This window comes from Salinibacterium sp. 10G20-15 (assembly GCF_057365065.1).
Genome location: NZ_CP195118.1, coordinates 1,992,709 through 2,006,180 on the forward strand (window position 1 = coordinate 1,992,709; position 13,472 = coordinate 2,006,180).

At 62.0% G+C, this 13,472-nt stretch carries 16 protein-coding genes; 12 read left to right on the plus strand and 4 right to left on the minus strand.

All coding sequences use genetic code 11. From position 1 onward, the window contains the following. Positions 1-8: 8 nt before the first annotated feature. Complete coding sequence (locus tag ACR3YK_RS09600) at positions 9-890, minus strand: LLM class flavin-dependent oxidoreductase (RefSeq protein ID WP_486174665.1); 882 nt, start codon at positions 888-890, stop codon at positions 9-11. A 77-nt stretch (positions 891-967) separates the two neighbouring features. On the opposite strand from ACR3YK_RS09600, the gene ffh reads away from it, so the two are divergent. The 7 genes from ffh to ACR3YK_RS09635 all read left to right on the plus strand — a co-directional run bounded on the left by ffh (position 968) and on the right by ACR3YK_RS09635 (position 6,240). Continuing rightward, positions 968-2,530: a signal recognition particle protein gene (gene ffh / locus ACR3YK_RS09605; RefSeq protein WP_486174666.1), complete on the plus strand. Its 1,563-nt coding sequence runs from the start codon at positions 968-970 to the stop codon at positions 2,528-2,530. 90 nt (positions 2,531-2,620) lie between these two features. After that, positions 2,621-3,403: an LLM class F420-dependent oxidoreductase gene (locus ACR3YK_RS09610; RefSeq protein ID WP_486174667.1), complete on the plus strand. Its 783-nt coding sequence runs from the start codon at positions 2,621-2,623 to the stop codon at positions 3,401-3,403. Positions 3,404-3,598: 195 nt separating this feature from the next. Next, positions 3,599-4,057 carry a 30S ribosomal protein S16 gene (rpsP, locus tag ACR3YK_RS09615; protein WP_486174668.1) on the plus strand — a complete coding sequence of 153 codons (459 nt, stop codon included), beginning with the start codon at positions 3,599-3,601 and terminating at the stop codon, positions 4,055-4,057. A 3-nt stretch (positions 4,058-4,060) separates the two neighbouring features. Then, complete coding sequence (locus ACR3YK_RS09620) at positions 4,061-4,297, plus strand: RNA-binding protein (protein WP_100388591.1); 237 nt, start codon at positions 4,061-4,063, stop codon at positions 4,295-4,297. Positions 4,298-4,300: 3 nt separating this feature from the next. Continuing rightward, positions 4,301-4,885 carry a ribosome maturation factor RimM gene (gene rimM / locus ACR3YK_RS09625; protein WP_486174669.1) on the plus strand — a complete coding sequence of 195 codons (585 nt, stop codon included), beginning with the start codon at positions 4,301-4,303 and terminating at the stop codon, positions 4,883-4,885. Between the two features lie 16 nt (positions 4,886-4,901). After that, positions 4,902-5,588 carry a tRNA (guanosine(37)-N1)-methyltransferase TrmD gene (gene trmD, locus ACR3YK_RS09630; RefSeq protein WP_486174670.1) on the plus strand — a complete coding sequence of 229 codons (687 nt, stop codon included), beginning with the start codon at positions 4,902-4,904 and terminating at the stop codon, positions 5,586-5,588. 43 nt (positions 5,589-5,631) lie between these two features. Further along, a complete protein-coding gene (locus tag ACR3YK_RS09635; protein ID WP_486174671.1) occupies positions 5,632-6,240 on the plus strand; it encodes a hypothetical protein in 609 nt (202 codons plus the stop codon). 76 nt (positions 6,241-6,316) lie between these two features. Here ACR3YK_RS09635 and map read toward each other — a convergent pair whose 3' ends face one another. Together map and ACR3YK_RS09645 are read right to left on the minus strand one after the other, a co-directional pair. Then, the gene (gene map / locus ACR3YK_RS09640; RefSeq protein WP_486174672.1) at positions 6,317-7,084 is read right to left on the minus strand and encodes a type I methionyl aminopeptidase; all 768 of its coding nucleotides are present in this window, start codon (positions 7,082-7,084) and stop codon (positions 6,317-6,319) included. Next, a complete protein-coding gene (locus tag ACR3YK_RS09645) occupies positions 7,081-7,707 on the minus strand; it encodes a TetR/AcrR family transcriptional regulator (protein WP_100388595.1) in 627 nt (208 codons plus the stop codon). Before ACR3YK_RS09645 ends, map begins: the two co-directional genes overlap by 4 nt. 70 nt (positions 7,708-7,777) lie before the next feature. Here ACR3YK_RS09645 and ACR3YK_RS09650 point away from each other — a divergent pair, with 70 nt between their 5' ends. From ACR3YK_RS09650 to ACR3YK_RS09670, 5 genes are all read left to right on the plus strand, one after another. Next, on the plus strand, positions 7,778-8,263 hold the full coding sequence (locus tag ACR3YK_RS09650) for an MFS transporter (RefSeq protein ID WP_486174673.1): 486 nt from the start codon (positions 7,778-7,780) through the stop codon (positions 8,261-8,263). A 130-nt stretch (positions 8,264-8,393) separates the two neighbouring features. Then, a complete protein-coding gene (gene rplS / locus ACR3YK_RS09655) occupies positions 8,394-8,741 on the plus strand; it encodes a 50S ribosomal protein L19 (protein WP_486174674.1) in 348 nt (115 codons plus the stop codon). 65 nt (positions 8,742-8,806) lie between these two features. Then, on the plus strand, positions 8,807-9,562 hold the full coding sequence (gene lepB / locus ACR3YK_RS09660) for a signal peptidase I (RefSeq protein WP_486174675.1): 756 nt from the start codon (positions 8,807-8,809) through the stop codon (positions 9,560-9,562). Between the two features lie 3 nt (positions 9,563-9,565). Next, entirely contained in the window at positions 9,566-10,201 is a 636-nt protein-coding gene (locus ACR3YK_RS09665; RefSeq protein WP_486174676.1) for a ribonuclease HII, read from the plus strand. A gap of 22 nt (positions 10,202-10,223) precedes the next feature. After that, the gene (locus ACR3YK_RS09670) at positions 10,224-10,547 is read left to right on the plus strand and encodes a DUF2469 domain-containing protein (protein ID WP_009772690.1); all 324 of its coding nucleotides are present in this window, start codon (positions 10,224-10,226) and stop codon (positions 10,545-10,547) included. A 67-nt stretch (positions 10,548-10,614) separates the two neighbouring features. Here the strand turns inward: ACR3YK_RS09670 and ACR3YK_RS09675 are convergent, their stop codons facing one another. Next, the gene (locus ACR3YK_RS09675; RefSeq protein ID WP_486174677.1) at positions 10,615-13,470 is read right to left on the minus strand and encodes an FAD-binding and (Fe-S)-binding domain-containing protein; all 2,856 of its coding nucleotides are present in this window, start codon (positions 13,468-13,470) and stop codon (positions 10,615-10,617) included. Positions 13,471-13,472: the final 2 nt, after the last annotated feature.

Genomic DNA, 13,472 nt, shown 5'->3' on the forward strand with positions numbered 1-13,472 from the left:
CGGGAACCTCAGCGGGAGAAGCGCGAGGCGATCTCGGTCAGCACGCTTTCTTTGCCGGCGTAGATGCCGTCGGCGCGGGGCCAGTGCCCGATCACATCGGTAAAGCCGAGCGCATCAGCGCGACCGACGGCGTCTTCCCAGGTGTCGACGCTTTCGAGGCTGAACTGGGGCGCGCCATCCAGATTGAGGTAGCGATCGAGGGTCGCGGATGCTCGGCCGGCCTTCTCGAGAGCGTCATCCATGCGCGCGGCGGTGTCGGCGACAATCTGCCACCACTCGTCGAGGGTGTCGGCGGTGCGGCCGAGAGTGAGCCAACCGTCGGCCAGTTCGGCGGTCAAGCGCAGACCGCGGGGGCCTTCGGCGGCGACCACGAAGGGCATGCGTGGTCGTTGGGCAGGCGCCCCGACCATCCGAGCGTTGACGGCCGTAAACCAGTCACCGCTAAAGCTGACGCCGCCGCTGCCGGGGTCTTCGAAGCGCAGTAGCTCGTCGAGTCCGCGCACGAACTCCTCGAAGCGGGCATGACGTTGACGCGGAGTGAGCTCATCTTGGCCGAGCACCGTCGCGTCGAAACCTGTACCGCCCGAGCCGACGCCGAACAGAAAGCGGCCAGCGCTCACATCGTCGAGGGTCGCGAGCTCTTTGGCAAAGGGAACCGGATGCCGGTAGTTGGGCGAGGCGACGAAAGTGCCAAGCCCGATGCGGCTCGTCACGCTCGCGGCTGCCGTGAGCGTGGGAATGGTGGCGTACCACTGCTCATCAGCGAGAGATCTCCACGAGAGGTGGTCGTAGATCCACGCGTGATCGAAGCCCATTTCTTCGGCCTGAATCCAGCGATGTTGGGCTTCAGCCCACGGCTGTTGGGGCAGTATGACGATTCCGTGTCTCACGTTCTCACCCTACTCCGAGCCCCTGACGGCGTTGTGGAGTCGCCGCGCAGCCAAAGACACCTTAAACTGGTGGCATCATGGCCACTTTTGGAAATCTCACCGACCGCCTCGCGGATACCTTCAAGAACCTGCGCGGCAAGGGCAAGCTCAGCGAAGCGGATGTCGATGGCACCGTTCGCGAAATCCGCCGTGCCCTACTCGATGCTGACGTTGCGCTCGAGGTTGTTAAGGAGTTCACCGCTCGGGTTCGCGATCGGGCACTTGGCCACGAAGTTTCTGCTGCGCTGAACCCCGCGCAGCAGGTGGTGCAGATCGTCAACGACGAGCTCGTGACGATTCTCGGTGGCGAAGCCCGCCGCATCCAGTTCGCTAAGAACCCGCCAACCGTCATCATGCTTGCGGGTCTGCAGGGTGCCGGTAAGACGACGCTCGCCGGAAAGCTCTCCAAGTGGCTTGCGGCTGACGGCCACACGCCGCTGCTGGTCGCTGCCGACCTTCAGCGCCCCAACGCCGTCACCCAGCTGCAGGTTGTTGCTGAGCAGGCAGGCGTTGCCGTTTTCGCCCCTGAGCCGGGCAACGGCAAGGGCGACCCGGTCAAGGTTTCTAAGCAGGCCATGAAGTTTGCCAAAGACAAGCAACACGATGTGGTCATCATTGACACCGCTGGTCGTTTAGGTGTGGATGCCGAGCTGATGAAGCAGGCCGCCAACATTCGCAAGGCTGTTGACCCTGACGAAGTGCTTTTCGTTATTGACGCGATGATTGGTCAAGACGCCGTCACCACTGCTCGCGCTTTCCAAGAGGGCGTGGACTTCACGGGTGTCGTGCTGTCGAAGCTTGATGGTGATGCTCGCGGTGGTGCCGCACTATCTGTTGCCTCCATCACCGGGCGCCCGATCATGTTCGCCTCGACGGGGGAAGGTCTTGACGACTTCGAGCCGTTCCACCCCGATCGCATGGCGAGTCGCATCCTTGACCTCGGTGACATCCTCACGCTCATCGAGCAGGCTCAGAAAACGTTCGACGAAGAAGAGTCGCGCAAGGTCGCCGAGAAATTCGCGACTGACACCTTCACTCTTGACGACTTCCTGCGGCAGATGCAGCAGCTCAAGAACATGGGCTCGATCAAGGGAATGCTTGGCATGCTTCCCGGTGCCAAGGGCATGCGACAGCAGCTTGACAACTTCGATGAGTCGGAGATCACCCGCACCGAGGCGATCATCCAGTCCATGACGAAACAAGAACGTGCCATGCCGAAGCTCCTCAACGGCTCTCGTCGCGTGCGAATTGCGCGCGGTTCGGGAACGACCGTCACCGAGGTGAACGCGCTCGTGAACCGCTTCGAGCAAGCGGCCAAGATGATGAAGACTGTCGCGAAGGGTGGCGTGCCGCAGATTCCCGGCATGGGGCCGATCCCCGGTGGCCACGGTGGCAAATCCTCGAAGAAGAACCAGAAGAAGAAGGGCTCAAAGTCGGGAAACCCCGCCAAGCGCGCAGCGGAAGATGCTGCTCGCGCCCAGGGCGCGGTCACTCCTTCGGCTCCTTCCGGTTCAGGCTTTGGTCTCGGTGGTGGCAAGGCTCCTGCAGGAGGCCCGTCGCCGGAAGAACTTGAGAGCCTGCAGAAGTTCCTCGGACGCTAGTCCGCGCGGGCACGAGTGTGCGCGGGTGCTATCCGCTGAGCAGAAGAATTGGCGCTTCGTCGTGTCGCGTGCTCGGGATACTGTGGAGCTATGACACAGAGCCGTTCCGTTCGTATTGCCGTTCAACTTCAACCTCAGCACGCCGAATACTCGGTCATTCGTGACCGCGTAAAAGAGCTTGAACAGCTCGGAGTTGACGTGCTCTTCAACTGGGATCACTTCTTCCCGCTGTATGGCGAGCCAGACGGCCTCCACTTTGAAGCGTGGACCGAGCTTGCGTCGTGGGCTGAGATGACGAGCCGGGTCGAGTTCGGCACGCTTGTGAACTGCAACAGCTACCGCAACCCCGACCTGCAGGCTGATATGGCTCGCACTCTCGACCACATCAGCGGCGGCCGCTTCATCTTCGGCACCGGCTCGGGCTGGTTCGAGCGCGACTACCAAGAGTACGGGTACGAGTTCGGCACCGCCGGTTCGCGGTTGGATGCTCTCGCTGAGGCATTGCCTCGTATCGAGTCGCGCTGGGGCAAACTAAACCCGGCGCCGACGCGCAAGATCCCCGTTCTCATTGGTGGCGGGGGAGAGAAGAAGACTCTCAAGCTTGTTGCCAAGCACGCCGACATCTGGCACAGCTTCGCAACCGGTGACGAGCTCGTTCACAAGCTGAGCGTGCTCGCCGGCCACTGCGATGCCGTTGGCCGAGACATCAACGAAATCGAGATCTCGAACGAGCTGCGCGACAAGAGCGTCGAAGATGCCGACAGCATGCGCGAGCAGGGCATCACTCTGTTTACCCTGGGCATTACCGGCCCCGATTATGACCTCACGACGGCCAAGCAGTGGCTGGCGTGGCGTGATTCGCAGAACGGCTAGCGGCACGTCTTTGAGGCATTATTTCCGTTGAGTTCACGAAGTGGCTAAAACTCTGGCAGAATAGGCGGTTGAGTCCTCCGTAGCCCGACCCTCTAATCAGGCCCGGATGGAATCCACTAGAGCTTTTCTGCCGAGTGTGCCCCCACGCTCACGGCTAGCGGTTCGCCACCAATAAACATTTAATTCAGGAGAATTGTGGCTGTAAAGATTCGTTTGAAGCGCATGGGCAAGATCCGTGCACCGTTCTACCGCATCGTCGTTGCCGACTCGCGCAAGAAGCGCGATGGTCGTGTTATCGAAGAAATCGGAAAGTACCACCCCACCGAGGAGCCCTCGTTCATTGAGGTCGAGTCGGAGCGTGCGCAGTACTGGTTGAGCGTTGGCGCCCAGCCCAGCCCGCAGGTTGAGGCTATCCTCAAGCTGACCGGCGACTGGGGCAAGTTCAAGGGTGACAAGAACGCCGTCAGCACCGTCAAGGTGAAGGAAGCTAAGGCTGAGTTCCAGGCTGACGAGAAGAAGAAGCCGGTTCTCAAGCCCAAGTCGGAAAAGGCTGAGCCCAAGGCTGAAGACGCACCCGCCGCAGAAGCTGCAGAAGCTCCCGTCGCCGACGAGACCCCTGCTGCTGAGGCTGCCGCCGACGCAGACAAGGCCTAGCAATTGCTCGCTCCCGCTCTCGAACATCTCGTCAAGGGAATCGTTGATCACCCCGACGAGGTCCAGGTTGTTGCGAAAAATACGCAGCGCGGTGACCTCCTCGAGGTTCGCGTGCACCCGGAGGATCTCGGCCGTGTCATCGGTCGCTCTGGTCGCACCGCGAAAGCTCTGCGCACGCTGATCACGGCTCTGGCCGATGGTCGCAAGGTGCGTGTCGACGTAGTCGACACTGACTTCTAGCCAGTGAGCGAAACAAAGATTCCCCGCGAAGGTCGCACACAGTTGCGCGTGGGGCGCTTGACGAAAGCTCACGGGCTCAAGGGAGCGATCAAAGTTGAGATGTACACGGATGCCCCGGAACGTCGTTTCGTTCCGGGCGCCGTGTTTTCTCTCCAAGTGCCCACGAGTTCTCCGTGGCACGGAAAGACACTCGAGCTCGCCGAGCTCAAGTGGTTCAATGCGCAGCCGGTCGCGTTCTTCAAGGGCGTTCCTGACCGCAGTGCTGCCGAAAAGCTTGTAAAAGCTATTCTCTGGATCGATCACGATCCCAACGAGGCGCCAGAAGAGGATGCGTGGTTCGACCACCAGCTCATCGGCCTCAAGGTCATCCGTGACGGCAAACAGGTCGGTACTCTCGCGCAGGTCGATCACTTTCCCGCCCAAGATCTCTTGACCGTAGCAACGGACAACGGAGACGTTTTGGTTCCCTTCGTCAAGGCAATCGTGGCGAGCGTCGATATTGAAGCGGGCGAGATGGTTGTTACCCCTCCGCCCGGGCTCTTTGAAGAGATCGCCGACGACGCAGGCGACTCCACCGAATCCGACTAACAGTAAGGGTCGACGAGTGCGCATCGACATTCTGACGATCTTCCCGGATTTCTTCGGGGTGCTAGACATTTCTCTGCTGGGTAAAGCGCGCGAGCGTGGAATCATCGAGTTGGGCGTGCACGATCTGCGCGACTACACGCACGATCGTCACCGCACCGTCGACGACACCCCTTACGGTGGTGGCGCCGGCATGGTCATGCGCCCCGAGCCGTGGGGGGAGGCGCTGGATGCCACCCTCACGTCCGAAACGGTAGTCATCGTTCCGAGCCCTGCCGGTGTTCCTTTCATGCAAGCAGCAGCCCGCGAATTAGCGCAAGAGAAGCATCTCCTTTTCACCTGCGGACGCTACGAAGGCATCGACCAGCGCGTCATCGACTACGCCGCAGACACGGTTCGTGTTCGCGAGATCAGTCTGGGCGACTATGTGCTCAACGGTGGCGAAGTCGCCACGATGGCCATGATTGAAGCGATCGGCCGTCTGGTGCCGGGCGTGGTGGGAAACCCCGAAAGCCTCACCGAGGAAAGCCACGAAAACGGTCTACTTGAGTACCCCAGCTACACGAAACCGTCAACGTGGCGTGAACGCTCCGTGCCGCCGGTGCTGCTGAGCGGAAACCATAAGGCGATTGCGGATTGGCGTTATGAGCAGCAGCTCGAACGCACGCGTCGAGTGCGCCCCGATCTTCTGCCTGACGGCGAGTAGTACAACTCTCACCGCATTTTGGCCCGTGTGAAAGCATGGACGCATGACTCTTCGATCGAAGCCCGGTTTTTTCTTCGCCACGATGGCCAGCGTTGCCCTGCTGGCCGGATGCACCGCGACGGCGACCGAAGAAGTCGACTCGTCGGCTGGGTCTGCGACGCCGGGCCCCGCATCCACGTCGAGTTCTGAAGGCGGCGCGGGGGAGTCGAGCGATTCAACCCTCACGACGCGGCGGATGACCGTTGACGATGTCACTTTCGCTGACATGGCGGCGCACCCGTTGCCGAGCGGTTACACGCAGTCTGCGGTGTCGGTGGACGCTTGGCCCGCGGTCGAGGTGCTGGTGGATGCCGACGACGACGAGGTGGTGCAGGCGCGCGGCGACCTCGCGGCGACTCTTGGCGGTGCCGACATGGTCATCACGACTGAGGTGCAGTCGTGCGAACTCATTGCCGTCTGGGTGCTTCCACAACCCGACAGTGTTCGTGTGGGTCACGAAACCCACCCCGATTCGGCGAGCTGCACTGACACCACCACGTACGACGTGCTGTTTGCGATCCCGCAGGCGGGTACCAACAGCGAGGGCGCTTGGGATTACACGACGACGGTGCCGCCGATTCAGCGTGAGGTCCGCGCCGGCGTACAGAGCTAGCGCGGGTGGCGCACGTTCGTTGCCGCTTGGTGGCTAATCGCGTGCCGGTTCGCGCAGTTCGCTGACTTGCGGGCGCTTAAGTGCGCGCCGTGAGAACGAGCGGGCCATCGGGAGTAACCGCAACCGTGTGTTCGAAGTGGGCGGCGCGCGAGCCGTCGATGCTTCGCAGCGTCCAGCCGTCGTCATCCGTGTAGATGTCGTCGGTGCCGATCATGAGCCATGGCTCGATCGCAAAGACGAGGCCGGGCTTCAGCGGCATGCCTCGGCGTGCCTTGCCGTCGTTGGGGATGTGCGGGTCGCCGTGCATTTCGCGGCCAACGCCGTGACCACCGAAGTCGAGATTGACGTCGTAGCCTGCGCCGTAGGCGACGTCTCCGATGGCGGCCGAGATGGCTCCGATGCGGTTGCCAACGATGGCAGCGGCGATGCCGGCGTCCAGGGCACGCGAGGTGGCATCCATCAGCTTGAGGTCTTCGTCGCGGGGAGTGCCCACGGCGAAAGTGATCGCAGAGTCGGCGACCCAGCCATCGACCGCAACAGCGAAGTCGAGGCTCAGGAGGTCGCCATCTTTCAGCGTGTAGTCGTGGGGGAGCCCGTGCAGGGCGGCGTCGTTGACCGACGTGCAGATGACCTTGCCGAAGGGAGAAGCGCCGAACGAGGGGTGGTAGTCGATGTAGCAGCTCTCGGCGCCACGTTCGCGGATCATGCTGTGCGCGAGGGCATCAATCTCGAGCAGGTTGGTGCCCACCTTGGAGGCCGCTTCCGTTGCGGTCAGAACACTGGCCACAAACTCGCCGGCTGCCTTCATCTCATTGATCTCGGCGGGGGTTCTCAACTCGATCATGCGGTAGCTGCCTCTTTCGTGTGCGGTGCCAAGAGTTGCGCAATGAACTCTCGGAGCTTGTCGATAAACGGTTCTTCACCGCGCGGGTCATACAAGAATGCACGCTCGAGGAGTGAATCGGCGATTTCTACCGTCACTTCGATATCGAAAGCGAGGGCATCCGAGGCCGGAACTTCGTAGGTGGTTACCAGAAGGTCGGTCAAAATCTCGGCCAGGGCTGTGTTGTTGCTCTTGCGATCGACGTTGAAACGGCGGTCGATGATGTTGCCGAACGACAGCACTCGAAAGCCCGGCTCGGTGCGGCAGAGTTCAATGTAAACGTCGATCGCAACGTTGAGTGCGTCGAGAGCGTTGGTTGCGCGCTTATTGAGAGTTGCTGAAAGCCCGGCGCGGTACTTGTCGAAGTTGCGCGATGCCAAACCCCGAAGCAGCGACTGGATGTTGGGGAAGTAGCGGTAGATAACGCCAACAGAGGACTGCGCTCGCTTCGATACATCGCTCGTGGTGAGCGCGTCGATCCCGACTTCATCGAGCAGTACCGCGGCCGCATCGAGGAGCACGTTGATTCGTTCTGCACTCCGCTGCTGCACTGGTTCGGTGCGAACGTTCGCGGGGTTGGGCACGGGGGATACCTGGTCTTTCGGTCTGATGCTTCTCAGCATTCCTGATCACAACGAAGATACCCTGAGAACCATGATGATTAGGCGCGGGTTCTACTACTGGCAGTTCATCGCTGTAATCGTGTTGCCGCTGTGGGTATTGATCGCCCGCGGCATCTACGGTTCGAGCGTGGGCTGGGATTTCGTACTGTTCCTTATCCTGTGCCCGATTCTGGCTTTTGCCCTGCTGGCCATCGCGGGGCTGACGGTCGCCCGTAAGAGTGTGCGCGATTCGAAGCAGGTGTCGTGGATTGATGTCGGAGTGCTCGCGGCGTGGCACGCGGCGATTATCATCTATGGCTTTGTGGATGCCCCGTTCCCGGCTGCGCTCATCGTGATTGTTGCCATCGCGGCGTTCTGGATCGCGCTCTGGCAGCTCGTCACCGAGACCCGCAATCGCTTTACTAGCCTCGTCGAGGGCTTCGAGCGCGACGCGCAACGGCCCTCACGACCGGGAGAGAACCTCGACAACGGTCGCGTCATCATCCTCGAAGCCGAGGAGAATCGCACTTTCGACTGAATGTGTGGCAGAATTATCGATTGTGCTCGCGCACGACTCTGCCATGAGGGCGTCGTAACCGCTTGAAGCACAACTTTTCTTTTCTAACTAGATGCGTTCGACTCATGGCGGGCGCAGAGAGCGATCAATAATGCATATCCTCGATGACGTCGACAAGGCGTCTCTCAAAGACAACATTCCTGACTTCCGTGCCGGCGATAACGTCAAGGTTCACGTCAACATCGTTGAAGGTACGCGCTCGCGTATTCAGGTGTTCCAGGGCGTTGTCATCGGTCGTTCGGGCCACGGCGTTCGCGAGACCTTCACGGTCCGCAAGGTGAGCTTCCAGGTCGGCGTTGAGCGTACCTTCCCCGTTCATTCCCCCGTGATCGACCACATTGAGGTCGTTTCGCGTGGACTTGTTCGCCGCGCCAAGCTGTACTACCTGCGTGACCTGCGCGGTAAGAAGGCGAAGATCAAAGAGAAGCGCGACAACTAACACTCACGAATTTCACAAACCAATGGCTCCCGGCGGCATATGCTTGCTGGGAGCTTTGGGGTTTAATGACAAATAATTCTGCTGAAAACACGCTGCCGGCCGGCGCTGAGCGTCGTCCGCGTGCCGCCAAAAATGCTGGCGGCTGGAAACTCTTTCTGCGCGACCTACTGATCATTTTCGTCGCAGCGATACTGATCTCGTTCGTAATTAAGACGTATCTGGTTCGTTCGTTCTACATCCCGTCAACCTCGATGGAGAGCACTCTTCAGGTTGACGACCGTATTTTGGTCAACCAGCTCGAGCCGTCGCTGTTTCCGATCGAGCATGGCGACGTTGTCGTCTTTACCGATCCCGGGGGCTGGCTCCCACCCATCTCCAACGAGCCCCAAAACTGGTTCGTCGGTGCCGTAGACGGTGTGCTCGCGTTTGTTGGCTTGAGCGCGCCCGACAGCAGCAATCACCTCATCAAGCGAGTCATCGGCCTTCCGGGCGACACTGTGGAGTGTTGCAACGAGTTCGGGCAGCTGACGGTGAACGGTATTCCGCTGGAGGAACCCTACATTCAGCTGCCGGATGCCGTAACGAAGGCGACTCAAGAAGACTTCTCTGTCACGGTTCCCGATGACTCCATTTGGGTCATGGGCGATAATCGTTATAACTCCGCTGACTCGGCCTTCCACAAGGATGACCCCACGGGTGGTTTTGTCAAGATCGATTCTGTGGTCGGTCGCGCGTTCTTGATCAGCTGGCCCACCGAACGGTGGAGCATGCTCGACAACTACCCCACGACGTTCCAGCGGGTAGTTCAGAGCTCAGAGTAGATTGTGGCAGTGTCAGACCCGCACAGCGATGTCGAGTTAGAACTCTTCGACGCGGGTGCGCGAGCAGTTATCGGTTGCGACGAGGTCGGTCGTGGCGCGATCGCCGGCCCCGTTGGTGTGGGCATGACGGCGATGACTCCTGCCCATGGCGTCTGGCCGGTGGGACTGCGTGACTCCAAGAAGCTCAGCCAAAAACGGCGCGAACTTCTTGAGCCGCTCACGCTCGAGTGGGCACCGCTTTCTGCGGTTGGCTACGCGGATGCCGCAGAGATCGATGCGATCGGCATCACGGCCGCCTTGGGGCTGGCCGGCAAGCGCGCGCTCATCCAATTGCATGAAGCGGGTCTCAACGTCATGTCTAGCGTGGTGCTGTTGGACGGCAGCTCCGACTGGCTCAGCGGCGCCCTGACCGTTGCGCCGCGAGTTCAGACCAGGGTGAAGGCTGACCGTGACTGTGTCTCGGTTGCTGCGGCATCCGTGGTGGCCAAGGTGCACCGGGATCGCCTCATGATCGAAGCCGACGAGGAGTACCCCGGCTATGGCTGGCCGAGCAACAAGGGCTACGGTTCGGCCGCCCACTTTGAGGCGGTGCGCAGTCTTGGTGCCACCGAGCTTCATCGGCACACATGGTTGCGCTAGCGCGGCCTACAATAAGGGCAGCATGGATGAAGACGAGTTTGAAGACTACGACCGCGAGGTCGAGCTTGCGCTGTACCGCGAATACCGCGATGTAGTGAGCCAGTTCCGTTTTGTGATCGAGACGGAACGGCGGTTTTACCTCGCCAACGAGGTCGATTTGGTGCGCCGCGATACCGAGCATGACTTCTACTTTGAACTCTCGATGACCGACGTGTGGGTGTGGGATGTTTACCGTTCCGACCGCTTTGTGAAGAGCGTTCGCGTGCTCACGTTCAAGGACGTCAACATCGAAGAGCTCAGTGCCAAGGACCTGGAACTGCCGAAGGAACTCGCGCTCGACGAATAGCGGGTGTCGCTGGTTAGCGTGCTGGCGCGTCGGTCGGGTGACCGGTTGGCTGTAGTTCGCTGAGCCTTTAGCGCTCGGGAAGTGCTGCGGCGAGAACCTCCGCGAGGTGCTTGCCCTCGGTATTCGCGAGTTGTGACGCTTGCGTACGGCACGAGAAGCCGTCGGTCAGCAGCATGCTGTCGGATGTCGCTTCACGCAAAGCAGGCAGAATACCGTTCTCGGCCACCGCGACCGACACGTCGTAGTGCCCCTTCTCCATGCCGAAGTTTCCGGCAAGCCCGCAGCATCCGCTGATCTCGGTGACGGTTGCTCCTGTGGCGGCGAGCAGCGCGCGATCGGCATCGAAGCCCATGACCGCGTGCTGGTGGCAGTGCGGCTGAACGACAAAGGTCTGATCGCTGAGGGCGGGCGGTTGCCAGTTGGCTGGCCCCAGCGGTGCCGGCGCGGTGAGCAGCTCGGAGAGCGTGAAAGTTGACCGGGCGACTGCTGCCGCCGCGGGGTTGTCGGGCAGAAGCTCGGTCAGGTCGGAGCGCAGTACGGCCGTGCACGAGGGCTCGATGCCGACGATCGGGATGCCGCGGTCGGTGTAACGAGACAACTCGCTCACTAGGTCGGTGAGTTTCTGGCGCGCGCCGGCCAACTGCCCGGTCGTGATCCACGTGAGGCCGCAGCACACATCGCGCTCGGGAAGCAGAATCTCGTAGTCGGCGGCATCCAGCACGCGGATCGTGGCGCGGGCAATGTCCGGCGAGAAGTTGTCGGTGAAGGAGTCGGCCCAGAGGAGGACCTGGGGGCGCTCGTCTGATGCTGTGGTTGGTGGCGCAGCGCGCAGGGCGCGAGCCTCGGAGCTCGAACGGAAGGGGTGACGGGCGAAGGCGGGGAAGGTGCGCCGAGCATCCATTCCACCGGCCCAGAGGGCGAGGCGTCGTACGAATGGCACGCGCAGTAGGGCGTTTGCGAGCGGGGCGATCGGCGAGATCAGGCGTGCCCAGCGTGGGAGTTGGCCGAGGAGGTAATGGCTGCGGGGGCGGAGTTTGCCCTCGTAGCGGCGGTGCAGCACTTCGGCTTTGAGTGTGGCCATGTCGACCCCGGCGGGGCAGTCGCTCGCGCAGGCTTTGCAGGAGAGGCAGAGGTCGAGGGCGTCGTGCACTTCGGGCGAGTTCACGCCGCCCGTCAGGAGAGTGCCGTTGGCCATTTCTTGCAACACGCGGGCGCGCCCTCGAGTGGAATCCTTCTCGTCGCCGGTCGCTAAGAACGAGGGGCACATGACGCCGTGGTTTGCCGAGTTGTTGGCCCGACACTTGCCGACGCCAACGCAACGGTGGCTCGCAGTGCTGAGGTCTCCATCGTCGTCGCTAAACGCAAAGCCGTTGATCTTGATGAGGGGTAGCGCGGCTGGGCGACGCAACGCGGCATCGAGCGGAGCGGGGTCGACAACGATGCCCGGGTTCATCAGATTGTTCGGGTCGAAGAGTTGCTTGAACTGCCCGAACAGCTCGATTGCGGCCGGGGAATACATGCGCGGTAGTAGCTCGCTGCGTGCCCGACCGTCGCCGTGTTCGCCCGACAACGAGCCGCCATGGGACGCGACAAGGGTGGCGGCGTCATCCACGAAGGCGCGCAAGACTGCGCCATCTGTCGCGAGGGGAATATCGAGCCGCACATGAACGCAACCATCACCGAAATGGCCGTACGGCATCCCCTCGAGGTTGTAGTCGGCGAGCAGGGCGTCAAAGTCGCGCAGGTAGGCACCGAGGCGCTCCGGAGGTACGGCGGCGTCTTCGAAACCGGGCCACGCTTGCGTTCCGGATGCCGTGCGCCCGGCGAGCCCGGCGCCATCTTCGCGGATGCGCCACAGTTGCTTCGCGGCCACCGCATCGGTGATGACGCGGGACTCGACGGCAGCAGAATCGGCGGCGAGGAGGTTCGCGCGCTGGAGAGTCTCCGCGGGGTCGTCTCCCGTGACCTCGACGAGCAACCAGCCGGCGCCAGCGGGCAGGGCGGCGACGGCGCGGGCTCCGCGGGCGCGGCTCACGGCATCCACTATTCGGGCATCGAGGCCCTCGATGGCGCTCGGGTGGTGGGCGAGCAAGGCGGGCACTGCGTCGGCGGCGGTCGCCATGTCGGGGTAGCCGAGGGCGACGAGCATCGGATGCTGGGGCTGAGCCACCAGATCAACGGTCGCCTCGAGAAGCGTCACGAGGCTGCCTTCGGTGCCCACGAGACTGCGGGCGAGATTGTTGCCGTGCTCGGGCAGCAGGTGTTCGAGGCTGTAGCCCGACACTTGACGGCTAAAGCGCCCCAGCTCGGTGCGGATTGTTGCGAGATTGCCGCTCACGAGGGCGGGGAGGCCGTCAACGACGCTCGGGTCGTTCGCTGCAGTGAATCGTCGGCCGAGACCGTCGACCACATCGAGGCTCTTCACGTTGTCGGCGGTTTTGCCGAACTGCAGGGAATGAGCGCCGCAGGCGTTATTGCCGATCATGCCTCCGACGGTGCAGCGCGACCACGTCGAGGGGTCGGGGCCGAAGCGCAAACCATGAGGCTGCGCGGCGGCTTGGAGAGTGGCCAACACGGTGCCCGGCTGCACGCGGGCGGTTCGGGCATCCGCATCGATCTCAAGAACCTGGTTGAGGTGGCGAGAAAAGTCGACCACGATGCCGGTGCCGATGGAGTTGCCCGCGACTGACGTGCCGCCACCGCGCGAGGTAAGGGGAGTGCCGCTGTCGCGAGAAACCGAGAGCGCCGCCAGTACGTCGTCGGTGTCACGCGGAAACACGACCACGTGCGGCACAACCCGATAGTTCGAGGCATCGCTCGAGTATTCGGCACGGCGGCGCGTAGAGTCATCGACCTTGCCGCGCACCGCAGAACTCAGCGCGTGAACGAGGTCACGGTGCTCCGGCGATGGCGTGGTCGGCATGC